The sequence below is a fragment of the Sphingobacterium sp. CZ-UAM genome, from assembly GCF_002000245.1.
In the GTDB taxonomy this organism is placed as follows: Bacteria; Bacteroidota; Bacteroidia; order Sphingobacteriales; family Sphingobacteriaceae; genus Sphingobacterium.
On the sequence record NZ_MTCM01000007.1, the window covers coordinates 246014 to 272520 of the forward strand.

General features: G+C 38.2%; 26 protein-coding genes. 18 read left to right on the plus strand and 8 right to left on the minus strand.

All coding sequences use genetic code 11. The annotated features are described in order from the left end of the window. The first annotated feature begins 19 nt into the window (after positions 1-19). The 3 genes from BWD42_RS21625 (at position 20) to BWD42_RS21635 (ending at position 3166) form a co-directional block, all read left to right on the plus strand. Positions 20-868 carry a TraB/GumN family protein gene (locus BWD42_RS21625; protein ID WP_077438487.1) on the plus strand — a complete coding sequence of 283 codons (849 nt, stop codon included), beginning with the start codon at positions 20-22 and terminating at the stop codon, positions 866-868. 171 nt (positions 869-1039) lie between these two features. After that, entirely contained in the window at positions 1040-1630 is a 591-nt protein-coding gene (locus BWD42_RS21630; RefSeq protein WP_077438488.1) for a DUF3267 domain-containing protein, read from the plus strand. Between the two features lie 168 nt (positions 1631-1798). Next, on the plus strand, positions 1799-3166 hold the full coding sequence (locus BWD42_RS21635) for a hypothetical protein (RefSeq protein WP_077438489.1): 1368 nt from the start codon (positions 1799-1801) through the stop codon (positions 3164-3166). Here the strand turns inward: BWD42_RS21635 and BWD42_RS21640 are convergent. From BWD42_RS21640 to BWD42_RS21650, 3 genes are all read right to left on the minus strand, one after another. Next, a complete protein-coding gene (locus tag BWD42_RS21640) occupies positions 3158-4174 on the minus strand; it encodes an energy transducer TonB (RefSeq protein WP_077438490.1) in 1017 nt (338 codons plus the stop codon). The two genes, BWD42_RS21635 and BWD42_RS21640, sit on opposite strands and share 9 nt — an antisense overlap. A 317-nt stretch (positions 4175-4491) precedes the next feature. After that, the gene (locus tag BWD42_RS21645; protein WP_077438491.1) at positions 4492-4749 is read right to left on the minus strand and encodes a GNAT family N-acetyltransferase; all 258 of its coding nucleotides are present in this window, start codon (positions 4747-4749) and stop codon (positions 4492-4494) included. A gap of 20 nt (positions 4750-4769) precedes the next feature. Continuing rightward, a complete protein-coding gene (locus BWD42_RS21650; protein ID WP_077438492.1) occupies positions 4770-5252 on the minus strand; it encodes a GNAT family N-acetyltransferase in 483 nt (160 codons plus the stop codon). Between the two features lie 284 nt (positions 5253-5536). On the opposite strand from BWD42_RS21650, the gene BWD42_RS21655 reads away from it, so the two are divergent. Next, complete coding sequence (locus BWD42_RS21655; protein ID WP_077438493.1) at positions 5537-5983, plus strand: nuclear transport factor 2 family protein; 447 nt, start codon at positions 5537-5539, stop codon at positions 5981-5983. A gap of 361 nt (positions 5984-6344) precedes the next feature. Here the strand turns inward: BWD42_RS21655 and BWD42_RS21660 are convergent, their stop codons facing one another. After that, positions 6345-7337 (minus strand): ADP-ribosylglycohydrolase family protein, encoded by a 993-nt coding sequence (locus BWD42_RS21660; protein ID WP_077438494.1) that lies wholly within the window; start codon positions 7335-7337, stop codon positions 6345-6347. A 179-nt stretch (positions 7338-7516) separates the two neighbouring features. On the opposite strand from BWD42_RS21660, the gene BWD42_RS21665 reads away from it, so the two are divergent. Both BWD42_RS21665 and BWD42_RS21680 read left to right on the plus strand, forming a co-directional pair. Next, positions 7517-7963, plus strand: coding sequence for a nuclear transport factor 2 family protein (locus BWD42_RS21665; protein ID WP_077438495.1), 447 nt, complete (start codon positions 7517-7519; stop codon positions 7961-7963). Between the two features lie 888 nt (positions 7964-8851). Then, complete coding sequence (locus BWD42_RS21680) at positions 8852-9211, plus strand: nuclear transport factor 2 family protein (RefSeq protein WP_077438498.1); 360 nt, start codon at positions 8852-8854, stop codon at positions 9209-9211. A gap of 129 nt (positions 9212-9340) precedes the next feature. Here BWD42_RS21680 and BWD42_RS21685 read toward each other — a convergent pair whose 3' ends face one another. Both BWD42_RS21685 and BWD42_RS21690 read right to left on the minus strand, forming a co-directional pair. Then, positions 9341-9877 (minus strand): hypothetical protein, encoded by a 537-nt coding sequence (locus BWD42_RS21685; protein WP_077438499.1) that lies wholly within the window; start codon positions 9875-9877, stop codon positions 9341-9343. A gap of 655 nt (positions 9878-10532) precedes the next feature. Beyond that, the gene (locus BWD42_RS21690; RefSeq protein ID WP_077438500.1) at positions 10533-11006 is read right to left on the minus strand and encodes a DUF1572 family protein; all 474 of its coding nucleotides are present in this window, start codon (positions 11004-11006) and stop codon (positions 10533-10535) included. A 146-nt stretch (positions 11007-11152) separates the two neighbouring features. On the opposite strand from BWD42_RS21690, the gene BWD42_RS25275 reads away from it, so the two are divergent. From BWD42_RS25275 to BWD42_RS21715, 4 genes are all read left to right on the plus strand, one after another. Next, positions 11153-11605: a CPBP family intramembrane glutamic endopeptidase gene (locus BWD42_RS25275; RefSeq protein ID WP_410528295.1), complete on the plus strand. Its 453-nt coding sequence runs from the start codon at positions 11153-11155 to the stop codon at positions 11603-11605. Positions 11606-11770: 165 nt separating this feature from the next. After that, positions 11771-12103: a type II CAAX prenyl endopeptidase Rce1 family protein gene (locus BWD42_RS25280; protein WP_410528296.1), complete on the plus strand. Its 333-nt coding sequence runs from the start codon at positions 11771-11773 to the stop codon at positions 12101-12103. A gap of 430 nt (positions 12104-12533) precedes the next feature. Next, the gene (locus tag BWD42_RS21710) at positions 12534-13130 is read left to right on the plus strand and encodes a DUF3267 domain-containing protein (protein WP_077438504.1); all 597 of its coding nucleotides are present in this window, start codon (positions 12534-12536) and stop codon (positions 13128-13130) included. A 474-nt stretch (positions 13131-13604) separates the two neighbouring features. Continuing rightward, positions 13605-14051, plus strand: a complete 447-nt coding sequence (locus tag BWD42_RS21715; RefSeq protein ID WP_077438505.1) for a nuclear transport factor 2 family protein — start codon at positions 13605-13607, stop codon at positions 14049-14051. Between the two features lie 60 nt (positions 14052-14111). Here BWD42_RS21715 and BWD42_RS21720 read toward each other — a convergent pair whose 3' ends face one another. Continuing rightward, positions 14112-16172, minus strand: a complete 2061-nt coding sequence (locus tag BWD42_RS21720; RefSeq protein WP_077438506.1) for a M48 family metallopeptidase — start codon at positions 16170-16172, stop codon at positions 14112-14114. Positions 16173-16406: 234 nt separating this feature from the next. On the opposite strand from BWD42_RS21720, the gene BWD42_RS21725 reads away from it, so the two are divergent. The 8 genes from BWD42_RS21725 (at position 16407) to BWD42_RS21765 (ending at position 25569) form a co-directional block, all read left to right on the plus strand. Beyond that, positions 16407-16853 carry a nuclear transport factor 2 family protein gene (locus tag BWD42_RS21725; RefSeq protein ID WP_077438507.1) on the plus strand — a complete coding sequence of 149 codons (447 nt, stop codon included), beginning with the start codon at positions 16407-16409 and terminating at the stop codon, positions 16851-16853. Between the two features lie 215 nt (positions 16854-17068). Continuing rightward, a complete protein-coding gene (locus BWD42_RS21730) occupies positions 17069-19258 on the plus strand; it encodes a right-handed parallel beta-helix repeat-containing protein (protein WP_077438508.1) in 2190 nt (729 codons plus the stop codon). A gap of 184 nt (positions 19259-19442) precedes the next feature. Further along, positions 19443-19889, plus strand: a complete 447-nt coding sequence (locus tag BWD42_RS21735) for a hypothetical protein (RefSeq protein WP_139351242.1) — start codon at positions 19443-19445, stop codon at positions 19887-19889. Positions 19890-20820: 931 nt separating this feature from the next. Beyond that, positions 20821-22665 carry a hypothetical protein gene (locus BWD42_RS21745; protein ID WP_077438511.1) on the plus strand — a complete coding sequence of 615 codons (1845 nt, stop codon included), beginning with the start codon at positions 20821-20823 and terminating at the stop codon, positions 22663-22665. A gap of 213 nt (positions 22666-22878) precedes the next feature. Then, a complete protein-coding gene (locus tag BWD42_RS21750; RefSeq protein ID WP_077438512.1) occupies positions 22879-23325 on the plus strand; it encodes a nuclear transport factor 2 family protein in 447 nt (148 codons plus the stop codon). Between the two features lie 255 nt (positions 23326-23580). Then, the gene (locus tag BWD42_RS21755; RefSeq protein WP_139351243.1) at positions 23581-23874 is read left to right on the plus strand and encodes a hypothetical protein; all 294 of its coding nucleotides are present in this window, start codon (positions 23581-23583) and stop codon (positions 23872-23874) included. A gap of 40 nt (positions 23875-23914) precedes the next feature. Further along, entirely contained in the window at positions 23915-24262 is a 348-nt protein-coding gene (locus tag BWD42_RS21760; RefSeq protein ID WP_077438514.1) for an immunity 22 family protein, read from the plus strand. Between the two features lie 191 nt (positions 24263-24453). Beyond that, a complete protein-coding gene (locus BWD42_RS21765) occupies positions 24454-25569 on the plus strand; it encodes a WD40 repeat domain-containing protein (protein ID WP_077438515.1) in 1116 nt (371 codons plus the stop codon). 194 nt (positions 25570-25763) lie between these two features. Here the strand turns inward: BWD42_RS21765 and BWD42_RS21770 are convergent, their stop codons facing one another. Further along, positions 25764-26126, minus strand: coding sequence for a hypothetical protein (locus BWD42_RS21770; protein ID WP_139351244.1), 363 nt, complete (start codon positions 26124-26126; stop codon positions 25764-25766). Positions 26127-26507: the final 381 nt, after the last annotated feature.

Sequence of the window (26507 nt, forward strand, 5' to 3'; positions counted from 1 at the left end):
TTTATATATTCTATAATAAATGAAAAAGCAGCTGATCCTACAATTGTTATTTTTTTTCGTTGTTTCCAGTGGACTTGCCCAGGAAAAGTCCATGTTGTGGAAAATTAGCGGAAATGGTTTCAAGCAAGACTCTTACTTGTTTGGTACCGTGCATATGCTGTGCCCAGATGATTTTGAAATCAAACAGAAATGCCTTGATGCCCTGGACAAAAGCCAAAAAGTAGTTTTTGAGGTAGATCTTTCCAATCCGGACAATGCCCAAAAACTACAAGCCTTCAGTGCACCAGATACTGCATTTATAAAGACATTCTCTGACAGTGAAGTCCAAAAAATGGATAGCGTATTGGCCGCGGAAGATCTTTCCATTAAGCTTTTGGATTATGTGTCACCTGTTGCGGTTATCTCTTTATTTACGATGAAAGGGTTCAACTGTGCTGATCCAACAAAGATGAAGTCCTATGAAATGGAATTGTCTGCCCTCGCAACTTCCAAGGGGAAGGTCATCGGGGAGCTTGAAACGATTGATCAGCAGTTTGCGTTGCTAAAAGACATCATTACCCCCCAGCTGTTCATGGAATCGGTCTATCAGCTGAACAAATATCCAGCGTTGACCGCAAAAATGGTCGCAGCCTATAAAGCTGAAAATCTGGGAGAGTTGAACGCCCTGCTTCAGGACCCTACCTGGATGACTGAAGAACAAAAAGACAAACTGCTGAATATAAGGAACGAGAACTGGATGACCATCATACCCAAGATGATCAAAGATCAATCTTGTTTTATCGCTGTTGGCGCGGGACATCTCGCTGGGGATAAAGGGCTGATTAACCTGCTTCGTAAAAATGGCTATACTGTTACTGCCGTTGAATGATCAGTAAATCACAAGATATACTGGGGAGCCACGTCGTAAGAGGTGGCTATTTTATTTGAAGAGAAACCAGTACTGATCAAGCTTGCGCGGGGATGTTTGGCCGGAAATAAAATTTGTATTATTTTTAGGAAGCATTATTTTATATTATAAACCATTTATTATAAGTGTCATATGGATATAGCGTCAATTCCAGGTTACCGCAAAGAAGAGCGGTTTATTGATCTGTATAAAGCCAATGTCTTTGCACTGTTTCTATTTATTCCGGTTATTCTACTATATACTTTACCGTTTTACCTGATTTGGGGCCAGCAGGATGGGCCATTTGTTTTTGTGATCGATATGCTAGAAATTACCTCCATCACTTCGGTCCTGATAGGTATAATGGTGGTGATCCTTGGTATCATTGCGCATGAACTGATCCATGGGATCACCTGGGGCTGTTACACCAAAAAGGGGTTTAAATCGATCAAGTTTGGTATCTTGATGAAAATGCTGACACCCTATTGCCACTGTAAGGAGCCACTTCTTGTCCGTCAATATATTGTCGGCGCATTGATGCCCTCCATTATATTAGGGCTTATCCCTGCCATTTATGCCTGGTACAGCGGAAATGTGAATATCCTGCTGTTTGCCATTTTTTTTACCGTTTCCGCAGCCGGAGATTTTATGATTGTTCAACTCATATGGCGTGAAGACATGCGGAATTTGGTTCTCGACCACCCCTCTGAAGCAGGATGTTTTATCTATAAAAAAGATGAATAAGCCTGGTTTTCTGCTGTGTTGGTTCAAAATCCATGACCTGATGGCTTTTGGCCCTTCACTATAGAAACCGCATCTATAAACTAAAAAAAGAATTATGCCGTATATATGAAGCATTTTATTTAATTTTATCTATTATATTATAACTTATTTATAATCTATTTAAATTAAATGGTGGTTCAGCTCTTTTTAAAGTCGGCGGTATTAGTTTTCTTATGTTGGATTTTAACTCATCCTGTTACAGCACAGGGCAGGTTTCTAGAACACAGTAATTACACGGACCTGTTAGAACGGGCAAAGCAGGAAAATAAATCGTTATTTCTGATCATTCATCAGCAAGATGAACATCAGTTTATACCTTTTAAAGGAAGCGTTTCCAAAAAGGCAAAAGAGATGCTGGATACACAATTTATTGCAGGTATCGTGCAGCTGAACCGTGACGATTTTAACCATCCGCTCCATCAAACATTTTACCTGAATAAACCTATTTATCTCTTTACAGACAAAGACGGAATCCCTTTATTGCGCCACAATAAAGCGGTAGATGGGGCAGCCGAGCTGGAAGCACTCATAGATTCGGCAAGCACCCTGGCAAAGGGTGAAACACTGGGCAAACTCAGCGCACAGTATCACAAGGGGATGCGTCAACAATCGCTACTTAAAAAGATGCTCGATCACTATCAAGCATTCGATCAATATACTGACCAGCAGGTACTGAGTGATTACATGGCACAATTGACCGTACAGGAACTGAATAATTTTGAGACGGTTATATTTCTGCTGAGCTGTGGTCCGGTATATAATAGCAAGACCTATCTTTTGGCTCGCACGAATGGTAAAATGGTGGATAGTTTGTATTCCACCTTACCGTTGCCGCGGCGTAAGAAAATAAACAATAGAATTATCCAGCAGACATTCCGGGAAGCGCTCAACAAGAAGGATTTATCCTTAGCCCACAACGCTGGCTATTTTGCGTATCAGACCTGGACGCCAAATTATTTGCGGGGTGCAATTTCGCAAGATTTTTATCCTCTGGAGTACAAGCGGCTCACGCGAGATACGGTAGCTTATGTTGAAATGGCAAGATCTTTTTACAACGATCGTTTTTATCGTATTTCTCCAGACTCCATGTCACGGATAGATTTCGCACAGGATCGCCAAGCCAAATTCTCGCGGCGCGGCCCAGTATTGGACAGTGCCCAACATGCGGCGTTTAAGCAATCCGTTGAAAAGGGACGCCCATACTATCTGGAGGATCAATCCCGTAACCTGAGCTATGGCGCCCAGCAATTGCTGGTCTTCGCGAAAAATAATAATGAAGCTTTATTTGATGCGATCCGCTGGCAGAAGAAAGCGATCGACCAACGACCAGGAGTCGCACAATATCATGCTACGCTGGCACAGCTGCTTTACCAGGTAGGTTTTTATGCCCAAGCCGAAGCAGAACAGCAACAAGCGGTCACGCTTGCCAGATCTAACAAACGGCGTCATCAAGAAATGCAGACTGTATTGAAACAGATTCGTGCCCGGCTATTGTGATTTTGAACTTGTCGGAGCAGGTAATAGATTTAAGCGGATCGGAAGGGAATACTTGACACGTACCGGCAAACCATATTGATAACCTGGGGTCCATTTCTGTGCTTTTTTGATCACTTCTATACCATTGGCGGCGGTACCGTAGCCGAGGTCGTTTATCACTTCAAAATCATTGGGTATTCCAGTTTTTTCAATCACAAAGCTGATCAGTAGCTGCCCCGATACCCTGGCTTTTATTGCTTCTTTTGGAAAGTTATAGTTCTGGGCCACAAACATCATCAGCTTTTTTATTCCACCGGGGTATTTCGGCTGAACTTCCCGTTGTGTATAGGGGAATTTATTACCCTCACTATCAGTGGTAATGCCTTTACTTATCAGCCCTTTTTCATACCATTCCTCAAATTGGTTTTCCCCCTTATTGAATGTCCCTTCCCAATGGCCCTCACGAAGTCCATTGGCGTATTGGCCCTGCTCACGGTCTTTCTTATTGCTGACTTCAAATTTGCCGTTCCCATCCTTTATTTGCACTCTGCCCGTAGAATCGGCATAATACAATAACCGGCTATCGCGTTCTGGAAACAGGAACTCGTTGGGACTGCGCTCCGACTTGAAGAAAAAGCGAATTTCTTTTAAGAGGCCATTGTTATGGTATCTTTTGACCGTGTCACTCAATTTATTGTCCTTATATCCGGCAGAGCTTGCCAGGTTGCCATTTTCATAATATGTCTCTACCGTTCCCTCCAGGTGTAATGTGCGCGAATCGGCTACCTTGGTCCAGCCATGGCGTTTCAAACTGCCGTTGGGATAATAATCGTTTAATTCATAAAGCCCCGCTGTATTGGGGTTTGAACGGATGATACTCGTATAAGCGGCGGAATCTTTGAAGGAGGTATGCCCCCCATTTTTTTTTATATAAGTGACAATGGTCTCCTGGGCTTGTAAAGGAAGCACAAAGTAGGTGAATAGGAGTGAAAGCAAGCTTATGGACGGATTGGACAAAAGGTATTTCATATGCTTAAATAATATGGTTTTTTCTCAAATATACATAAGTTTTTATTAAACTTAATATGTTTTCATTTGTCTCCCTTGTCTCATACACTGAAATGATCAAATTGGATCAATGCGCTTTGGGCCATCATTGGGAGTCCCCTAATATAACGCAGTATCCAAGCATACAGATCAATCAATTTGGTATGACCCGGATTTGAAGGGATTCAAAAAAATAGTCTTTGGATAGGGCGTTTGAGATTATCTTGATTAATATCGGGCTATGAGCAGTGCCTTTTACGTCAAAGAGACTGCATTTTGAGACAGCCTCTTTTTTTGGTTTAATGTTCATTACCTTTATAGATCCACATAGGTTCAGTTTTTCCAGCCCGCTCAAAGCCATTCTTTTTATAAAAATCCACAGCTTTACCGTCTGCTGTCAGCATCTGCATGTGGAAGTGACCATAGATCTGCTGCATTTTTTCCAGAAGGAGCTGACCGATCCCTTGGCCCTGGAAATCGCTCCATTTGTTTGCCTTGTACAGCTTTAAAATATCATCTCTATTGATATTTCGGGTCTCTGAAATTGTAATGTTCATTATGTAGGATTAGGTTTGTATCATATATTATTGGCCCATGTCACTTTTACCGCTGATAGATTAGGAAGTTCGAGACGTTGGTTGGGCTCCAAAACAAAACCGTTCTTGGTGTAAAAACCAAGTGGTGAACGGTAAGGATCGTTATTGATTTTGATTCCCAAATCATGATCGATTACCCAGCCATTGAGCTCCTGTTCATTTTTTTTCAATCTGTTAATTAGGTTTGATCCCAAGCCTCTTCCTTGTATAATACTGGAAAGTATAATTGCAAACCAGCGTTGATCCCCACGATCAAATTTTGCTGCCCAACCGACAAGGTGATGATCATTTCTAACCAAGATATGTATTGGAGCTAATAGACCTTTTATATAACTCTCAAAATCTGTTAAACTAGCATAAGATAAACTGGCAGGATACTCTTGGTTCCATAAGTCCATAATTGCTATGTTCTCTTCTTCGGTGAGATTCGTTACAAGTTGAAATTTTAATGTATTACCTTCCATTATCGATCAATATATCAACAATATTTCAACTTGTAAAATTAATTGAAGCATATGTTTGCTAACAAATCCTGATTACTCGCCTTCCCATTCCCGCCATTCACCGAGTTTTCCCGATCGTTAGTCTAAAGCCAGTAGGCTAGAGGCCTATTGTGTTGTAGTTTTGAATCAACAAATAAGAACAAAAACCATCATGAGCATAGATGGAAAATGCTCATGATAGCTTCATCACAAAAGAAGAACAAATTATTTAGATGAAAAAACTAACACAATAAAATAAAGACATTATGAGAACGCTAGTAAAAACATTCGCAGCAGCAGCCTTAATCGCAGTATCCACATTCGCTATGGCAGCTGAAGGACCTGGTTCCAAATCCGCAAAAGCAAACTTTAACCTTTCTACAGCAGACTTTGCCCTTGAGCATTATGTTGCAGTGACGACCGAAGGCGAGTCAGCAGGTGTGGAGCAGTTGTTCGCTGCTGATTTCAGCCAAAAAATTCAATCTTCCAATGCGCAAAATCTTAGCCGTGAAGCGGTGGTTAAATCCTTAAAAAGGCAAAAAGGAGAGAAATTGAACTGTGAGGTCAAAACACAGGTCCTCGAAGAGTCAGCTGACTATAGGATTGCCAAGGTAACTCTAAAATTTGAAGGCTTCACCAAGACTGATCTGGTTACCTTGGAGCGTGAGGGAAGCTGCTGGAAAGTATCCAAATCGATCAATTCGTATAAATAAGAGCCATCTCAAATAAATATAAATGTTATAGAGCCATATCGGACGATGTGGCTTTTTTACGTCGAAAGGGCCTGATTCTCATCAGACCCTTTCTCTTAGCGTTTTTTGTACAGTAATTTTTATGTTTCCTATCGTTTCCTCTTTTGTGTTTCGTCATCCAATGTTTTTGAAGACTATTGGATTTTCACTGTACGACGCCAATTTTTATATTGAACCTTTCTTTTGAAAGGAAGCTAGTAGCCGTTTTGTATAGTAAGAACAATAGCAGATCTAAAATAGTTTTAAAAAATAAATATTTAGATGCTTTAAAATTGAGATGGTTAAAATAAGCTTATACTTGTTAGGGATTACTGTCGAATTCCTAATCCGGATATCTTCTCGCTATTTTTTCTATCAGCAATTTGATATCATCATAGCGGGCGAGGTTCAGGAGCCAATCTTCGGGTATACTTTCCAACCCATAGTACAAACCAGCTAATCCCCCTACAATCGCAGCTCCAGTGTCTGTATCTTCGCCAAGGTTAACAATAGATAATACAGTATCCTTGTAGTTTTCTTTTTCCATAAAAAACCATAAGCTCGATTCTAAACTATCGATCACATAACCACTTGATCTTAATTCATTAGGTGATTTAGACCGAATGTCATGCAAAATCGTGCTGTTAAAATGGATTATTTCTGACTCAGGGAAATTGCTGTCTGCCCAGAATTTTGAAACCTGATTCCGCATTTCAGCGTAAGCCTGCTCTTTGGCCAAACCTAGCAAAATGAGTTCCGCTAATTTAAGGTAGATAAAACATGCCATTGCAGCGCGCACATGTTTATGCGTTAGCGCTGAAATCTCCCAAATTTTCTCAAATTGTTCCGACGGACTAAGTCCTTTGATTTCAAATAAAAGGGGCAATATTCTCATTAATGAACCATTGCCGTTGTCTTGTTCCCTTGCCCGATATTTTAGCGATTTTAGCTCGCCGATTTGCCCGGATTCGATAATATTTTTAAGCTCACTGATCGATTTACCCGTGGTGATACCAATATCAAAGACTTCTCCTCTTGCTGTCCACAATTTACCTTCCTTCCAAGCTATAAATTTTTTGGAGACATCCTCCAAATCATATCCACCCAACAGCGAGTCCGCAAGACACAAGGTTAACGATGTATCATCCGACCAAGTACCTATAGGTTGATTATGGCTGCCAAATCCGATCATTTCAGTAGCTGGATTTTTTAGCATATCTCCTTTCGACCTGAATTCAAATGGTACGCCAAGAGCATCACCAACCGCAATGCCAAACAATGCACCATACATTTTATTTTTCGCTTGACTAGCGGATGAATTAGACTGTATATTCATAAATAATTTGACCGTTGATTAAATAACAATATAATAAAAAATATTCACCTCCCCATTTCCATTATTCACCTAGTTTTCATGTCCATTAGTCTAAAGCCCATAGGCCAGGGGACGATTGTGCCGTAGTTTTGAGTCAACAAATAAGAACAATACAACTAACACAATACAATAAAGACATTATGAAAGCATTAGCAAAAACATTCGCAGCAGTAGCCCTAATCGCGGTATCCGCTTTCACTATGGCAGCTGAGGGACCAGGTTCAAAACCAGCAAAAGCAAACGTTAACCTTTCGACAGCAGATTTCGCTTTACAGCACTATGTTGCCGTCACGACTGAGGGTGAATCAGCAGGTGTGGAGGAGCTGTTTGCCGGAGATTTTAGTCAAAAGATTCAAGCGCCCAATGTAATGACCTACGGACGTAATGCAGTGATAACCTCTTTGAAAAAACAAAAGGGAGAAATTCTGAACTGTAAGACGAACATCAAGATCGTCGAAAAATCAGCAGACTATATGATTGCAAAAATTGTACTGAAATTTGACCACTTCAGCCTAACTGACCTGGTGACATTGGGGTACGAGAATGGCTGCTGGAAGGTGTTCAGGTCGGTTCATTCCTATCAATAGGCATCCATCTTAATTAAATATATAAGTTGCAGAGCCACATCGGGAGATGTGGCTTTTTCTGTTTTAGCTCCTTTCCACTTTTATTTTTTTTTGAAATGCATGAAATGCAAATATCTCATAATTCTTATGAGACCTCCTGCTTTTAAACCATATGATTTAATATTGATTAAACCAGATTTCGATTCAAGAAATTCATCCCCAAGCTTTTTTCAGCTAAAGCATTTATTTCATAGTATTTTAGGTAATAAAGTAGAAAACTTCTCTGCAAAAGTGGAGATTGAAATAGTTTAGAAAAATTACGTATTATTGCTATAGTGCATAGTATACAAAGTAATTTTACGATGAGACTAAAATTTCTCCTTACCATTTTAGGCCTGAGCTTTTTCCTTTTTTCTTGCAAAAACAAGAGTTTAATAAATTCCGTTTGGAAAAATTGTGGAGATAATATTGGTCTACCGGATATCCTTGTGTTTAACGATACACACAATTTCGTCCGGAATGATACCATCTATAGTAGGCCGGTTATTGACTCCGCGATCGCGGTAATTAATCGGATTGAGACCTATTATGGTGAAAGAAGATTATATGTAAAAAGGCTTTCTGATCAAAAAATCTATAGATTCTGTGAGCAATAATAGACTTAACATGTTTTAATGTATGCAGCTCCTGCTTTAATAGCCAATGTCAGAAACAGATGTAAGAGATTAAAAATGTTCCTCGTGAGTCCTTCCTACAATATATCTGAAATAAATGTTTGGATATAGGAAATATTTGCCGGAAAATTGATTCCCCGAGAAAAGATACATGTTTTGGGGATCAGAAGATGTACTCTTTGATCTGCATTCACCTATCTTTTAAAAATCAATACAAAAAGGTATTAGTATAGGCTTGGACGCATGTCCTTTTTACCTTTCCACAGCAGACTTGGCACTGGACCACTACGTTGCGGTGACTACCGAAGGAGAGTCAGTAGGAGTAAAACAATTATTTACCAAAGATTTCAACCAAAAAGTTCAATCGGCAAATGCAAAGACAAATAGCCGCGATGAAGTCGTAAAATATTTGAAAAAACAAAAAGGTGAGCGTTTGAACTGTGAGGTCAGCACAGACATCATAGAAGAATCAACAGGCTATATGGTGGCTAAGGTGACCTTGAAATTTGAGAACTTCACCAAGACAGACCTAGTTACCTTGGAGCGCGTGGGAAGCGGCTGGAAAGTATCCAAATCGATCAATTCGTATAAATAAGAGCCATCCCTTACAAAATATACAAGTTATGAAGCCAGATCTACGGATGTGGCTTTTTTTTGCGATAGGGACAGACAGGGAGCCGACTTATATCGAAGAAGACCTGGGTGATTTAAGTTGCCATTCAAACTACTTTTTTACATTGGGAGAGTCTTTAGGAACGTCCGAAACTATCACTATTCCAAAAGTTTTGTCCGTAGCTCCATATTTGTCCACAAGTTCCTCTTTACGAATAATTGTTATAGATTTAAACTTTTTGTCATCAATTGCGGCTAGTTTACCCTCATAGTTTTTACTCAGAACTTCGCCATTAAGAACATACTGAAAGCTGTCATCGTTTTGCTGAGACGCCAATAGAGTCTTGAACTCCGGTGATTTAGATTTGAAGTAATTAAGGAAGCGTTTTCTGCTGAATTGATTTGTTTCAATATAGATGGCTCCAATCGCATTGCTGTCTAGATGTTTAAATTTGGTACTGTCTTTATAAACAGTGACTGTGGCTATATCCTCAGATTTATATTTTTGCAGGTCTGCTTGACCGATCCGTACACTGTCAACAAACATAATGGGTACACCATTCGACGCTTTCGATTCTTTAACTGTCGTTTGGCCGTAGTTTAGCGAATATACTGATGCGAAAACTATCGTAAATATTAGCTGTTTCATAATCGTTAGTCTAACTTGGTAAGTTCTTTTTATTTAATAATAGCTTATAGGTGGCTACTGTCCTCAATAAAAGCATTAAGCGTGTCATTATCTAGGCGTAGATAGCTTTGGATCCCCATGGTTATTGTAGTTTAAAGATTAAAATGTTATTTTCTATGATACCAGTATTTTGATATCTCATTTATTTGGCCTTTGTTAGATTTTTGTACTTCTTTAAAGTTAACAAACTACACTGTCTAAAACAATATGATCAATTCAATTATTTAAAAATATACTAGCTACGTGTATCAATATTAGTATTTCTTCTGCTTCAACATCCACTCATAAATCTCCGGTTTAGTTTCTCTAAATCATTTCCCTTTTGTGACCCGCCGTGTAGGTAGATAACGAGCGGATATCTGGACGTATCTGCATTATAATTTTTAGGAAGATAGGTTAAATGTTTATAATTGACCTTTTGTTTTTCTTGGGCAATTGACGGGGATGTAAAGAAGCTGAGAACGATTGCCGCGAACAGGGTAGGATAGAGATAAATCTTGGTGTTGAATATTTTGGCAAGTGCCTGAAAAGTCGTATTAAAGGAAGATAATCGTTTGTAAATTGCATAAATGTGATATATTACACAAAAATAATCTAGAAAAGTTATGCCATCTCCTTAGGCATTTGCAACGAAATACTTTTTCAGGAGCACGATCTGCCCTAAGTGATAATAGCAGTGTTCAATCATCGACTCTATATTTAGAAGGTAAGTGCCATATTTCTCATCTATAAAAATTTCTTGTAGCTTTTCTTCAGGTATTTGTTCAACTATTTGAGCAAATTCTGTGGCATCTTTCCAAAAGTTAGTTAAAAAGACTTCCCATTCATCACTTGAAATTATAGAAGGAAAATCAAAGCTATATTTATCCCTTATGGTCAGCGTTCCCGCACTAAACGCATCTTTAACTCCTTTTATATAGTAGTGAATGTGTTGTGCGAGGATAGCAATTGAATTTAGATCGCCAAATTGTTTCGTCGCCAATTTCCAGTCAAGTCCTTCCAGCTGGTCTCTATAATTAGTGTTCGCAATAAAAGTTCCATTCAAGATCACTTCTTTGAATCTCCTTGCCAATTCATGCCTAAGTTCCATTTTTATAGTTATTTAAACTATAAAATTACGTAATTTATAAATCTTCTAAATTATTTACTACTTTGGTTCTTCCTAATTTTGATTTATTGAGACAGAAAATAGAACTTTTAATACTTGGTACTTTGCAATCAAGTATTATTTTGATCGTGTTTTTTCTATTGTTTGGCTTGATTATAGCCCCCAATACTATTACTTTGTCTGGTCAATTTAACATTTTCCTGATATGTATCTGCACAGCCTTTTTGGAAGAGATTGTCTTTAGGTATTATTTGATTCCCGGTCTGAGTAGATTTTTAAATAAGAAAAAATCAGTAATAATTTCCGCTGTGTTATTTGCAGCATGCCATTTAGGAAATTCTCATTTTACGATCACAGCATTTGTTTCCCATTTTCTAGGTGGTATAATTTATGCATATGCTTATCTTCATACAAAATCTATATATTATCCTGTTGGATTACACTTCGGTTGGAATTATGTTCAATGGTTATTTTCACTTCCAATGAGCGGAACAACAAAAACTGGTTTGTATAGTCTTATGTTGCCAACTAATGATTATTATTACACAAGCAACTCTCCTGATCTTATAAGGAATATTTAATTTTAAATGTCTACATATATAAAACGATTATTAAGATTACGGGTCGCATATTTATATGCAATAATGCTCTTTGCTTACCTGACTATTGATGTTCTGTGTAATTTAATTTTTTTGAATCTATTTAAATTAGAACGAGGCTCAAATGAGATAATTCGTGATAAAGGCATGCTGCTAACATTCATCTATACAATAATTTTAGGCCCATTTCTTGAAACATTATTATTTCAATTTATTCCTTTAAAGCTCCTATCTACATATACTTTTTTTAAACAAAGGAAATTATTACTCGCTTTAATTTCTGCCCTTATTTTTGCATTGAGTCATATGTATAGTTTCTATTATTTTATTTTAAGTTTTCTGATGGGTGCAGTTTTTGTTTTTTTCTTTCTTATCATGGAGTTTAAGCAGAAGGGGACAGGTCTTTGGCATACCACATTTTTACATATGATTATTAATTTGGTAGTATTTATACATCAATATTTTTTATGTTGTCTGTAATTGCTGCGGCTCCAACAGAAATTGTTTACCTTATATTTTGATTATATGACAGAAAAGAATAAAAAGATATGGAAAAATATACTTACAGTTGTTACTATTGTATTATTGGTTTATTTACTTCAAGTAGATATAGATGATATGATTGTAAAAATTAAATATTTTTTTTCATTGATGTATTCAATTTGTATGGTATTTTGTTTAACATTGAGCAACGACTTGGATATTGATTTTAGCAAATAATATTATTAGATTATGGAAAATTTGAGATCTGAATCTATCAGGTATATGGTGTATACTCTAGTTGTTGTCGGTTTTTTGATTGCTTTGATAAATAATCTTGATGCATTTATGCACGGTGTAAAGCTAGGTTTAAATGATATATTTGGAAAATAAATAAGACTGTCACCTCCACTTTCCTTATAAAATTTGTATGGAACAAGATGCCCAGGAAAATTTAAAAGAATATGTCATTGCGGAAAGAGATGCTAACCGAATTCTTCTGCAATGGCTTGTTCCGATCTCTGCCGTTATTTTTACATTATATTATTTTATCTGGAAAGATCAGTTTCAACTTGAGAAGCTAAAAGGATGGTTTGTAGCACAGCATATCGATAGCCCGATGAAAATCAGCCTGCTTTTTCTTATGATGGCAATTATTGTTGTTGTTGGAATTGTTGTTCATGAGCTCATTCATGCTGTTTCTTGGTTGGCCGTGTCCCCAACGAAAAGCTTCAGTAATATTAGCATTGGAATCCTGAAACCATCCTATACACCATATTGCCATATTAAGGTGCCCCTCGACCGAAATGCTTATATCATTGGCGCATTTGCTCCAGCCTTTATCCTAGGATTTGTACCACTTATTATAGGTCTTAGCATGGGAAATATCTTGGTCTATTTTTTTGGCTATCTATTTTTGTTGGGAGCGATGGGCGACTTTATTATTATCTATTATATTTTGAAACACGTCGATAAAGGAAGCAAAATTTTGGATCATCCTTCTAAGATCGGCTTTTTAATTCAGTAGCTATGATATGTAAGCTCTTCGCTACTTTGTTTGTTGAAGCTTACTTTATGAACTGCTCTTTTTTTGTTTTGATAGTGTCATGACTACGATTGCTATTTGAGATATTAGCATAATTGAAAGTGCGCGAGTAAAAGAATCAGCCCCTCCATTTATACAGCGAAAAAATATCAATGATACCTCCAAAAGCATCAGGCAGTACATTAGTTTTCTAAGTATTGATTCCATGATCTCTTAATTAGTAACTTTTTCCTTTATATCCTTCTTCTACCAATTTACGTAAATAACTACGGTATTGCAAACTCTTAAAAAATGTAACATAGTCATAAGTAGTTTATTAACCTTCCCATTTCCGCCATTCACCGAGTTTTCCTGATCGTTAGTCTAAAGCCCATAGGCCAGGGGCTTATTGTGTCGTAGTTTTGAGTCAACAAATAAGAACAGATAAATAAACTAACACAATAAAATAAAGACATTATGAATACTCTAGTAAAAACATTCGCAGCAGTAGCTTTAGTCGCCGTATCCACTTTCGCAATGGCCGCTAACGGACCTGGTTCCAAATCAGCAAAAGCAAACGTTAACCTTTCAACCGCAGACTTTGCCCTTGAGCATTATGTTGCAGTGACGACAGAAGGCGAATCAGCAGGTGTAGAACAGTTGTTCGCTGCTGATTTCAGCCAAAAAATTCAGTCTTCCAATGCACAGTCTTATAGTCGTGAGGCGGTGGTTAAATCTTTGAAAAAACAAAAAGGAGAAAAGTTGAACTGTGAGGTCAGCACCGATATCATCGAGGAGTCAGCAGACTATATGGTGGCCAAAGTAACGATGAAATTTGAGAACTTCAGAAAGACTGATCTGGTTACCTTGGAGCGCGAAGGCAACAACTGGAAAGTATCCAAATCAATCAATTCGTATAAATAAGAGCCATCCCTTACAAATATATAAGTTGCAGAGCCACATCGGGAGATGTGGCTTTAATTTTTACTGTTGATGTTTATCTTTTTCAAGCAGAAGTATAAAATCCAAATATGTTTTTTTCTTTGAAAAATAGATGTCATCCAATAAACTTTTATATGACGCAATAGCATCCAGCAGAATTTGAACATTTTCTTCTTTGTACTGATCTACATTAAAGTATAACAAGTCCGTAGCAATATATTTATCTAGTGTAGTCAACAAAGTTGCATCCATTGGCGGCTGTATGTTGTCCTGCAGTGATAGAAGCTTGGCTAATTTATTTTTGAAAACCGTTTCTCTCCTTTTGAGGTCACTCACTCTTGCTTCGATTTCCCCAAATGGTAAGGTCTGAGCGAGAAACGCAGTATTTTCGTTCATGTCGTCATAAATCGCCTGCGACTCATCAAATGTTTTATGGAAAGCCGCAAAATCATAATATTTCCGATCAAACTCTTCTTTACGGTTCTGTGCAATGGAAAGCTGTAAAAAATAATGATGTATTTGATGATTATAGCCGTCTACTTGACGCGTTATATCCTGGATGTCATTATCAATTTTTAACAATAGCTTATCGGCATCGATATCCCGGTATTTTTTACCATCATAATCGAAGGTTTTTAGTTTAATTTCCCCCTTGTGTATTGCTTCCACAACATATTTGTCATTTTTCAGACTGTTGAGCTCATAGAACAGGTCAATTCTGTCATCTGCAAACAATTCGTCAAATGTTAGTCCAATATGCTCTTCTGCCGGTAATTGATCCCCCTGTAGTATAGGGTTGTTGTAATCGTAGAAATCGTTAAATTTTGGATTGATGGTATATCTGTTGATTTGACTTTCAAAATTATCTCTGAATGTCTGGAGCTCAAAAACTGCTGGGGCCTGCTGATATCGGATATTCGAAAATAGCTTGTCAGAAATTTGATCTGCTATTGCAGCACCATCTGCAAGCAAGGCAATAGCAGGTTTATTCGAAACATCAGTCTTTATGATATCAAGTTTCCACAAGGCTTTCACTCGTTCTTCATCCGTTGGATGTGAGGCCCATTGATTTTCGAGATTCAATTTCGATTTATCATATCTTTTTAATGTTGCCAGTTCGATCTGAGGGAAGCCTTCTTGAACCTGATACCTACATCTCTCTGCAAGCAGGTGCATCACACAATGTTGTTCGTGATAAATATTATTGCTGCGGATATTGTCAGCGATCTTTCCATCATAAAAATTAAAAACATAATTTAACGCATGATTTGCAAAACCCAATCGCAATAAAGAGTCTGCTAAGGCTTTGGAACCAGCTACATGTGCTGCAATTTCATCTGCATGAAATTCCATTTCCCGGGACAATGCCAAATAATTTAGATTAACATATTTGTAGAGGTATTTCAAGATGTTTTGAATCTGCTGGATAATAAAAACCGATATACCGATAAAAATAGCAGAATAGCCACTCACATTTCCCCATGTTTCAAATGTGCGGTCCAGCGACTCATTTTTATATAGCATATTGTAGATGATTTGATTGACATGATAGACATAGCTGCCAACTTTCATACTTTTCTGTGAAAAATGTCCGAATTCATGTGCAAGAATGGCTTTTAATTCCTGTTCAGTTACAGCATTTATTAAGCCCACACCGATCTGTAGATTCTTTCTTATGGGAAGAAACATGCTCCAAAAACTTGAATCATAAAATACCGAGGCATTGACATCATGAGATAGGAACACCTTCTTTGGGAAACTGGTGCCAACTTCGTCGACAATTTGATGGATTAAGGAAAATAGTTCCGGTTCATCCTGTTCAGTAATTTGGGTCAGATGGCTGGTATCTACTTTTGTCGAAGCAAATATAAACTTTACAAGAAAAAATAAAACCGTGAGACCCGAGGCAAACAGCCCTAGACAGGCAACCGCCGTTAGGAACATCGGTTTGGAAGTAAAAATTAATACACCTAACAGGGTAAAACCAACTGTAATTCCTATTGCAAATAGAAGCAGGAAAATATAGGTAAATGCAAAAACGAAAATAGAGAAGATCGTTTTACGTGCATGTTTTTTAAAACTTGCTGATACTTGTACTTTCATAAAACTGTTAACAGTGATAAGTTTGTTAATTGACTGATATAAAACTAAAAAATAATATCCATTTATTTGATATCGCCGTAGATCTAGTTCATAATCAATTCACCTCCCCATTCCCGTCATTCACCGAGTTTTCCTGAGTGTTAGTCTAAAGCCGATAGGCTAGGGGCGTATTGTGTTGTAGTTTTGAGTCAACAAATAAGAACAAAATAACTAACAATATAAAATAAAGACATTATGAAAACTCTAGTAAAAACATTCGCAGCAGCAGCCCTAATCGCAGTATCCACTTTCGCTATGGCGGCTGAAGGACCAGGTTCAAAATCAGCAAAAGCAAACGTTAACCTTTCTACAGCAGACTTCGCTCTTGAGCATTATGTTGCGGTGACTACCGAAGGTGAATCGGCAGGCGTAGAGCAATTATTTGCCAAAGATTTCAACCAAAAGATCCAAGCTTCCAATGCACAAACGCATGGCCGTGAAGCGGTGGTTAAATCTTTGAAAAAACAAAAAGGAGAGAAGCTAAACTGTACAGTAAATACTGACATCATCGAAGAGTCCGCAGATTATATGGTGGCTAAAGTGACCTTGAAATTTGAGAACTTCACCAAGACTGACCTCGTTAGCTTGGAGCGTGTGGGTAATGAATGGAAGGTATCCAAATCGATCAATTCTTATAAATAGTATTTAATAGCCAGTGGTGAGTTCAGTTAATTCGATGCTGACCACTAGTGAATCATATGTTTATTTAAGGCCACGTCGTGAGATGTGGCTTTTTTGCGTGCCCATCCCCCAGACTTTTCGGTAGATGTATTCTACCGCTTACATTGGATGCTTTTTACTCAAATAGCTCTTGCATGAAGCCTAAGTTTGTTTAAAAATTAATAGAAAGAAACATTATGGCAAATCAACTTCTTATCAAAAACACAATGGCAGATATGCGTGCACTATCTGCAGCCGAAATTACGGCGTTAACAGATGGAACCTATTCAGGGGTGCAGCTTCAAGGCTATTATCATGCAGGAGATACTCCAGATCCGATCGATTATTATATTTCGTTCACGACAGATATTGATGACGGAGGGAGTGTTATCGAATTAAGTACGATAAAACTTCAACATGATTTTGTTGGAGAGGTGAATGTTCAATATTTTGGCACAAGGGGCAATTTTATTGTGGACGATACTCAGGCAATACAGAAAGCATTAACTTATTCTAATAAAGCTAATGTATCATCCGTTTATTTTCCTACAGGTCACTACCTCATTACCGATACTTTAATTCCGCCAACAGCATGTCTGATATATGGTGATGGCAATGGAAGTCATCTCGAATTTAAGCATGAGCGATTTTCAATTTCCAAGACCGTGAAATGGATGTTTAAACTAACCGATCACAAGAATATTTCATTTCATAATCTGCAATTGGATGGAGGTGCTACAACGAACCGATTTCCTATTTTGGCTGGAAATCCTATCGGAGAGTGGGATGTAGATGGTGCAGAGTTTTTGATTTATTTCAAACCTACTTATGACGGCGCGGTGGATAATATCAGCATTACCAATTGCTGTATAAAACGCTCATGGAGTTCGGGAATCCAGAGCTATGGAAGATCCGCTGAATGCTATCCACATCCGTTGACAACCAATATCCGTATTACGGACTGTTATATCACTGAGACCGGTCATCATGGTGTCGGATTTAATGAGGTAGTTAATGCGACTGTATCCAACAATAATTTCGTTAATGTAGGTCGATGCATGCCGGAGCCAACAAATATGTATGGCAGCGGTCTGGCAGTCGATTGTTCTGGCGGATGTCAGGATATCGTTGTATCCAACAACACAGTTGATGGAGCGGCAGGTGGATTTAAATGTGAAAGTCATTTGGTTCCAGTAAGTGCTACTTTTCCTGACGGAATCAACTATTCACGACGTATTATCTTCTCTAACAATACCATTAAAAATCTCTATTTGGATTCCGTCATGGGCACCTCCAACTTTTTTATCATTTTCTATGGTATTAGGTTGGCTGGGGAAAGTTGTATAGCAACCAACAATACCATTGTAAAGCCGCAGGGACACGGTGTTCTGATCTCCAATAATGGGTCAAATTGTACGGTGACAAATAATAAGATCATTGAACCACAACGGACTGGTATTGAGGTGGGGTCTAATTTGGGATTTAATACAATATTGGATAACCGAATTATTAAGCCCGTATTACAAGGTATTACGGTGAATGGTAGTAATACCTTGGTCAAAAATAATATGGTCAATAATGCTGGCAATACTGGAATCAGGCTTCTGAATGGTAATAATTGTCAATTTATAGGTAATACAATTGTTGACTCAGTCGGTGATGGCATTAGTGTGATCCCTACCGGAACGTTTACTAGTGACAATATCGATGTCGTTGATAACATTTGTTATGATACCCGTATTGGAGGAGATCGAACACAGACTAACGGGATTACTGCCAATGCACCTTCGGTAACCAATGTCAAATCGATGAACAATAGATGCTTTAACAATATCAATACCCAGATTTCTGTAGCGAATAGTGCAAGGCGTAATCAGGAAATCGGTTCAAACGCATGGCAAGCTCAAACTATTAATGGACTGGCAACAGTTTCCGGGACATGGCAAGTGGGGGAGGTCCTCAAAAATGTTAACGCTGTGGTACAGCATTCAGATCCCCAGCTCAAATATACCTATGGCTGGTACAATAATGCCCCCGATGGACGTAATTTTATACCATTTGGATTTTTGGGCGAATATACTGGGGTTGGTAGCCCAGAGGGTGTAGTTGTAGCAAGGCAGGGATCCAGGTACAACGAAATTAATGAGACAGGGGTATCATCCGTTTGGATAAAGAGAACAGGAGGTGGAAATACAGGCTGGATAAGTATTTTTCAAAATGCTGCTACAACCGCTAGGGGCTTAGTATCTCAGTCATCTTCTGTTACGAATAGTATGCTGCCAAATGCTACAGATCTCAGTTCTGTAATTGCTTTGGCGAATGATTTAAAAACGGTATTAAATGCTAAGTTGCAAGCAGATCGAAATAGTGGTCAACAAGCTGTTTAGCGTAAAGGCAATAAGGCTGTATTGAAATTATGGCCTTATTACTTTTACTTTCACCTCCCCATTCCCGCCATTCACCGAGTTTTCCTGATCGTTGGTCTAAAGCCCATAGGCCAGGTGCGCATTGTGTTGTAGTTTTGAGTCAACAAATAAGAACAACAATACTAACACAATAAAAAAAGACATTATGAAAACTCTAGTAAAAACATTTGCAGCAGCAGCCTTAATCGCAGTATCCACATTCGCTATGGCCGCTGAAGGACCAGGTTCCAAATCAGCAAAAGCAAACGTTAACCTTTCAACCGCAGACTTTGCCCTTGAGCATTATGTTGCGGTAACTACCGGAGGAGAGTCGGCAGGCGTAGAGCAATTATTTGCCGAAGATTTCAATCAAAAGATCCAAGCTTCCAATGCACAAAATCACAGCCGTAGTGCCGTAGTTAAATCTTTGAAAAAGCAAAAAGGAGAGAAGTTGAACTGTGCGGTAAGCACCGATATCATCGAGGAGTCAGCAGACTATATGGTGGCTAAAGTGACCTTGAAATTTGAGAGCTTCACCAAGACTGACTTAGTTACGTTGGAGCGTGTGGGGAATGAATGGAAAGTCTCCAAATCAATCAATTCATATAAATAAGAGCCATCCCTTACAAATATATAAGTTGTGAAGCCATGTCCACGGATGTGGCTTTTTCTGTTTTAGCTCCTTTCCATTCTTTAATGTTTTTGCAGCAAATTCGGCTTAAAGAGGTGTCAAATTGGATAAAAATTACTATGTTCTTCCGAAACGACACAACTGACATACTTCCTTTTATAGTGTTACAGGATAAGCAGGATGGGGTTAGGCTTTCAGATCAATCTTGTTCGGGATATTGGCGTTCACCATTTCCTCAATCGCGAACAAGTGATTCAATGTGATACACTGCCCATCTTTGGCCAAGCTCGTATTAGCAGTAACCGCAGCGCCTCGAATATTTTAGTCAGAGCGCCTCTCTTTATTTTTGCTGATTTTCAATGTGTTTTAGTATATTTGGTCATGAAGACTTTTCTCATTGTTTCTCTTGTAGTAATTACCTTAGGACTGATCGAGTATATGATCAAACGAAGGCTTAAAAGCAAAGGAAAAGAACCTGACTATTTCTTTCTACACATTCTAGAATCAATACTGAATATTTTTAGGTAGAGCGCTAGATACTTTAGTCTCTCTTCTTCTTTAAATTTTCTCCTTTATTTGGTACGAAGCTAAATCATCTGGACTATCCATGTCCATCAGGAATTGCTTACATTCCAGTGAGACTACTTTCTTCCCATGATGGGGTCGGCATTGTTCGCCAAATAACTACCAAAGTCATCGTCTTAACTTTCATTTTAACCCATTTATTAAATGGTTCGAGCTGTACAAATAGATGCTTACCCCTATATGCCGTGAGATGTGGCTTTTTTGTGTTTTGAGAAGTTCATATACAGACTTTTCGGTTATTTCGCTCTACCGATAACATCCTGCTTCTTCCCCTTAATTAGCCTCCTTGTGAAGCCTAAGTTTGTGTAAGATAAAAAAATACAACATTATGGCAAATCAATTTCTTATTAAAAACAGAATGACAGATATGCAGACGTTATCTGCAGCTGAAGTCACAGCATTAACAAATGGAACTTATTCAGGCGTACAGCTCTTAGGCTATTATCAGGCAGGCGACACACCTGCTCCAATCGAATATTTTCTTTCGACAACGAATGGTTCAGACAATGGCGGCAGTATTATTGCAACTGGGGGAATCAAATTAGAACATAGGTTTTTAGAAGCTGTTAACCCACTTTACTTTGGTGCAAAAGCAGGATTAGATACCGATGCGACCCCATTTATACAGCAAATTTTTAATTCGGGCTACAGAAGCGTTGAAATAAGCTGCCAATTACTTGCAGATTCCTATTTGGGGCTACCAGATGCAACAATACAACGCTATCCTTCACATCGGATTATAGGTAAAGGGGGATCGGTGCATTTGACCAATAATGTCAATGATGGTTGGATAACTTCTCAATCTTCATTATTAAATCCCGGTTCAACAGACAATTTGTACACAGGCAAGGTTTTTATCGATAATTTAGTTGTAAGAAATGCAGCTGCGGATATTGGAAACGTAATAGATGGGACACCTTTATCCGGTACGTTCGTAGATGGGGATCGGATCTATAATGTTTTTATAACCAAGTGCTCTTTTTTTAGGATTAAGCATGTTATCAAATCTTATAAAGAAAAGAGACCCAATAACACAGATGCTTATCCAAAAGGGTATTTACAATCTGTTACGATTACAGGTAATATATTTGAACAGGTTGAACGGATCGTTGATGCTGATCGATGCTTTAACTTTACCTTTAAAGATAACATGTGCGAAGGCTGTATTTCGGGAATCTGGTTTAAAAATATCGACGGAAAACCTACAGTAAATGTTGCTAGGATTGTAGATAACCTATTTGAAAGTGGTGGAGTTTTTTTATACTCTGGACCGATAGCTGGCGGCAAAATCTCCGGAAATTATTTCGAAGGTAATTATAATGCTGAGATTAAAACCTACAAAGCCCATTTGTACTTTAAATTCGGCACAGAAACAAATTACATGGGTTTAGCTATCGATAGCAACAACTTTCAAGCGCACGAAGATCAGAAGGTTGATGTCGAGTTTTCCGATATCAAGTTTGATGGTAATTTTACGACAGATGCTGAATATTTAGGCAATGTGAGTATCCGTAACAATAACTCCAATTCCTATTCACTCGTTGAGCCACAATCCCGGATTAAATTTTATGAAGGGAACTCAATCACTGCTGATATGTATTCTAGGTCCCGAACGGTTGTAAGTCCAACCCAAAGTCGTGTTTCATTTCAGCGAAAAAGACAGGAGTTATTGAGCTCAACCTCCCTCTCTTCAGAAGGTCATGTGATCGCCCGAATAAATGTTGCTCGAATTAAGAGTTTGATGACTAGACAGGAAGACAGGACTTCGAATGGAACGATTAATATTATGTTATTAGCCAAAACTTCTGGAATGATAACGATCGGTGCGACATTAGTGATTGTGGATTTTTTGATTATGCCTGCATCAGAAGGGATGAGCTCTGGAGCGATTGACGACGTATACTATAAGTTTAAATTGCGTAGTGTACTTAATATAGATGCCGGGAAGCCGATAAATTCAAATTTTAGTGGTGCAACAACTAAAGCCCATTTCAATGAGGATACGGCGGTTCTTACAGCTGTGCCGGACGGCGATTTTGTAAAGCTAATACTATCTACATTTGTAGCACCATCAATAGACAACTTTGGCAAGGCTGATCGACTGCTGTCATTTCAGACCATTCAGATCAACGCCAGCAATAATTCTTATAATGTAGGTTATACAGTACTTTAATAAAAAATAGGGGCTGGTAGATTTACCAGCCCCTATTTTTTTACTTTATTTTAAGATCATTCCCATATTGTCCTTCGCCCCTTTATTCCCGCCATTCACCGAGTTTTCCTGATCGTTGGTCTAAAGCCCATAGGCCTGAGGCGTATTGTGTCGTAGTTTTGAGTCAACAAATAAGAACAAATAAAAAAACTAACACAATAAAATAAAGACATTATGAAAACGCTAGTAAAAACATTCGCATCAGCAGTATTAATCGCAGTATCCACATTCGCAATGGCCGCTAACGGACCAGGTTCCAAATCAGCAAAAGCAAACGTAAATCTTTCTACTGCAGACTTTGCATTGGAGCATTATGTTGCGGTCACTACCGAAGGCGAGTCGGCAGGCGTAGAGCAATTATTTGCCGAAGATTTCAACCAAAAGATCCAATCTTCCAATGCACAATCTCATGGCCGTGAAGCAGTGGTTAAATCTTTGAAAAAGCAAAAAGGAGAGAAGTTGAACTGTGAAGTAAGCACAGACATCTTAGAAGAATCAGCCGACTATATGGTAGCAAAAGTGACACTAAAATTTGAAAATTTCAACAAAGTAGACCTTGTGACTTTGGTACGTGAAGGTAATAACTGGAAAGTGTCTAAATCAATCAATTCCTATAAATAAGAGCCATCCCTTACAAATATATAAGTTGTGAAGCCATGTCTACGGATGTGGCTTTTTCTGTTTTAGCTCCTTTCCATTCTTTTATTTTTTTGTAGCAAAATGCAGTTGGCGCACAAATTCAAAATTAATAATTTGTACAAATACATTGAAAGTCATATATTTATAATAAAAAATATCATGCGCCAGAGGAAAAAGATATTTTTTTTGTTTTTCATTATAACATGTCTGCTGTCGTGCAGCTCATCCAGATCTGACATGGAGAAAATAGATATCTTATGGAATAAAATTACGATGGCTTCCAATTCTGGCGATGAGCTTATCAAAGTGGAGGAACTATTCGATGTGCTCACTGACAAGCATATCTCTTTTGATATATCCGGAACAGATTCCTCCGGTAGGGTCATTGATCTGCAGGCATCGGATTATCATAAAATAGATACTTCGAGGCCGGTTACCATGAAGTTTTATATAACTGAGGATACTGTTATGGTTAAGGATAACTGGATTCCCAAACGCTGGAATAACGTTTATTATTTTTATAATGAATAGTTTATACCAAAATGAATAAACTAAACAAATAAAAAGGTCTATGTCTAGAATATCAAAAGCCCATATATGGGTTGGGTTTACGAGAAAAAAACGAAGAGAGTTTGACATATATTTTGATCAGTCAGCGGCTTTTCTTTTCGGTTCGACTGGCAAAGAAAAAAATCCTTCCGAAGTAGAGCTAAGCCAGTTTAGTAAAGATTTAAAAAAGGAGCACAGTTTCAATGAAGATTTTCTTTCCATTTATTATGCCGGCGAAGAACCACTGGAAATTGGCGAATTATTGGCGGAAATGGAAGACATTAGCTCACCGGAATTGTCAAAGAAGCATGTATTGCAACTGGAATTACAGAAGCGAATGCCTTTTTTTTCTATACAGACACCAATTTGAAAGTAAACGAGCCTGATAAGAAATTCAATGATCTTACCTACATTGGTTTTTTTGATACAACTTTCTGATGCCCCATTTAATCAAATATTATATTGGAACGCATCGGAATATTCGATCCGAAATTTGCAAAGTAACCAGCGGGAATCTGGCCTATTTTACAAAATTTAAAAGCGCTTAAAAAATAATTGCAAATGCAGATAGTAAATAAAATAGATCTAAAGCGTAAAATCTCAAAATCTATAATTAACGAAAGTGGAAGTACAGCCCTTGTGTTATTTGATAACTCTTCTGAATTTGCAATTATTGACATTGTAGATGATCAATTAATTCTATCTTACTACCACCAATTTGATTTTACTATACTAGATGCCTGTTTTTCTACGAAGAACTATGTTTGGTTTGCCCTAAACGGGACAAGGAATATTGAATGGAATATTAATACGAAAACTGTTTCACGAACATGCGGAGATGTGTTGCAAAACAATTTGGCCCCACATTTAAGAGGCTACTCCTGTATTAGGGTTATTGCCTCAAAAAACCTTTTGATTGCGGCAAACGCTGGCTCATGCAAAATTGAATTTTATGATCTCAATTCCCTACTCAGACTGGATAATACCGATGCTTTATCCGAGGTCTATACAAAGAACATAGTAGTTCATCCGAGTGAGCAAATAATTGCAGCACAGACAACAGATTCAGAAGATACCGGAAGTATCCGTTTTTTCGAAATAAAAGATAACTCGGTAAAGCTTTACCGGAAATATATTGCCACATTATTTGCTCCAAGCGCCTGTAGTTTTTCTGAGAATGGCGATGAAATTGTCACAACGGGCGGATTTCCACCTTTTAGTTACCAGGTAAATAAGTTCCCTTCACTGGATTTTGTTAACGAATTTACAGACGACGAAGGTTTAAATATCCCTGAACCCTGGGGTAATACCAGGGGTATAACTTATAATAATGATTTTTTAATATCGTCATCCAAACTGATCGTCCCTTATTATAATGGCCTTATAAATTATATTGAACAGGGAACTGGGAAAATTATTGAGTCTATAAAATGCTGCAATTCACTTTGTAACTCATTAACAAGATCACAGAATGCCAAGCTGCTATTATGTTCTGCAATAGGGGGAGAGGTGGTTCTACTTAGAAATAACAGTTTGGATTTTAATATTGCAGCGCAAACGACGCAGTACGAAGAAGCAGCTTACACCACAACAAATTTGTTATTACCGTTTGTCGAGATGGAAGATAGTACTTCTCCTTTGGATTTTCCATTACAAATAAGAGACGGCATAAATTAGTAAGAATGTTCAATAAATAAAACTACTGATACAAAAGAAGACTATAGATACCTGTTGCTTTTCTCATATAAGGTAGATAAAGGATCTGATTGCCAGTATTCCCCTTTGTATAATCCATGATAGTTAGCTAAAAGCTGTAACACGTGTAAATCAAAGCGTTTAAAATGTTGAAATGGCATTTTAAATGCTTTGATTTAAGTTGCGCTGGTATAAGCGCAAAACATTGCTCTATCGACCCCCTCCAGCAACAGTGATACGCCTCTCACCTGCACACCCATTTTGCTGCTCTCAAAAGACTGCCCGCCGACGGTGCCCTTGAAGTAAGCGTCTGCCGTTAGCTGGATCGACGTCAAAAAAATCATCTTACCTATCGGCCGCCTGCCGCCGGGGTATTTGGGGTCGGGAAGACAGCCTTTGGCAGTGACTTCTACCTGCACTGTGACGGTACTTGAGACAAGGATTGATGCTGGCGCAATATAGACTGCTTTTGCAGGTAGTCCATTTACGTTCTTCTTGATCTCGGGCCTGCCCGGTCCCCCAACGATCTTCCATGTCATGGATGTAGCCGTTGTCGGATGTAGATCTTCAAGTGCGCTGAGTAGCCATTGATCTGCGTCTTTGGTACTTAGGGGGGCCAGTAGACGAGTTTGAAAGAGATCCAGCGTCACCCGGTCGTTTTTCTCGTACTAGAATGCCAGCCGGGAGACATCTTGGAATTTGTAGAGGGGTGAGGAATGAAAGATGGATTCTAAAAAGAAGACTTCCTAAAGTAGATAATCATCCAAATAACATAAGCGATCTGATTGAAGGAGGGTACGATTAGTAAACAATTAAGTCAAAAGGGTCTGATGAGATGCAATGCCCCCAAAAAGTTAGACACTTTCTGGGGGCATTTTTATGAGAAAAAACAAAAAACATAGTTTGGAATTCAAACTTAG

Coding starts and splice junctions, on each gene's coding strand:
- BWD42_RS21625 (WP_077438487.1), top strand. CDS start 20: ATGAAAAAGCAGCTGATCCTACAATTGTTATTTTTTTTCGTTGTTTCC.
- BWD42_RS21630 (WP_077438488.1), top strand. CDS start 1,040: ATGGATATAGCGTCAATTCCAGGTTACCGCAAAGAAGAGCGGTTTATT.
- BWD42_RS21635 (WP_077438489.1), top strand. CDS start 1,799: ATGGTGGTTCAGCTCTTTTTAAAGTCGGCGGTATTAGTTTTCTTATGT.
- BWD42_RS21640 (WP_077438490.1), bottom strand. CDS start 4,174: ATGAAATACCTTTTGTCCAATCCGTCCATAAGCTTGCTTTCACTCCTA.
- BWD42_RS21645 (WP_077438491.1), bottom strand. CDS start 4,749: ATGAACATTACAATTTCAGAGACCCGAAATATCAATAGAGATGATATT.
- BWD42_RS21650 (WP_077438492.1), bottom strand. CDS start 5,252: ATGGAAGGTAATACATTAAAATTTCAACTTGTAACGAATCTCACCGAA.
- BWD42_RS21655 (WP_077438493.1), top strand. CDS start 5,537: ATGAGAACGCTAGTAAAAACATTCGCAGCAGCAGCCTTAATCGCAGTA.
- BWD42_RS21660 (WP_077438494.1), bottom strand. CDS start 7,337: ATGAATATACAGTCTAATTCATCCGCTAGTCAAGCGAAAAATAAAATG.
- BWD42_RS21665 (WP_077438495.1), top strand. CDS start 7,517: ATGAAAGCATTAGCAAAAACATTCGCAGCAGTAGCCCTAATCGCGGTA.
- BWD42_RS21685 (WP_077438499.1), bottom strand. CDS start 9,877: ATGAAACAGCTAATATTTACGATAGTTTTCGCATCAGTATATTCGCTA.
- BWD42_RS21690 (WP_077438500.1), bottom strand. CDS start 11,006: ATGGAACTTAGGCATGAATTGGCAAGGAGATTCAAAGAAGTGATCTTG.
- BWD42_RS25280 (WP_410528296.1), top strand. CDS start 11,771: ATGCTGCTAACATTCATCTATACAATAATTTTAGGCCCATTTCTTGAA.
- BWD42_RS21710 (WP_077438504.1), top strand. CDS start 12,534: ATGGAACAAGATGCCCAGGAAAATTTAAAAGAATATGTCATTGCGGAA.
- BWD42_RS21715 (WP_077438505.1), top strand. CDS start 13,605: ATGAATACTCTAGTAAAAACATTCGCAGCAGTAGCTTTAGTCGCCGTA.
- BWD42_RS21720 (WP_077438506.1), bottom strand. CDS start 16,172: ATGAAAGTACAAGTATCAGCAAGTTTTAAAAAACATGCACGTAAAACG.
- BWD42_RS21725 (WP_077438507.1), top strand. CDS start 16,407: ATGAAAACTCTAGTAAAAACATTCGCAGCAGCAGCCCTAATCGCAGTA.
- BWD42_RS21730 (WP_077438508.1), top strand. CDS start 17,069: ATGGCAAATCAACTTCTTATCAAAAACACAATGGCAGATATGCGTGCA.
- BWD42_RS21735 (WP_139351242.1), top strand. CDS start 19,443: ATGAAAACTCTAGTAAAAACATTTGCAGCAGCAGCCTTAATCGCAGTA.
- BWD42_RS21745 (WP_077438511.1), top strand. CDS start 20,821: ATGGCAAATCAATTTCTTATTAAAAACAGAATGACAGATATGCAGACG.
- BWD42_RS21750 (WP_077438512.1), top strand. CDS start 22,879: ATGAAAACGCTAGTAAAAACATTCGCATCAGCAGTATTAATCGCAGTA.
- BWD42_RS21755 (WP_139351243.1), top strand. CDS start 23,581: ATGGAGAAAATAGATATCTTATGGAATAAAATTACGATGGCTTCCAAT.
- BWD42_RS21760 (WP_077438514.1), top strand. CDS start 23,915: ATGTCTAGAATATCAAAAGCCCATATATGGGTTGGGTTTACGAGAAAA.
- BWD42_RS21765 (WP_077438515.1), top strand. CDS start 24,454: ATGCAGATAGTAAATAAAATAGATCTAAAGCGTAAAATCTCAAAATCT.
- BWD42_RS21770 (WP_139351244.1), bottom strand. CDS start 26,126: ATGACATGGAAGATCGTTGGGGGACCGGGCAGGCCCGAGATCAAGAAG.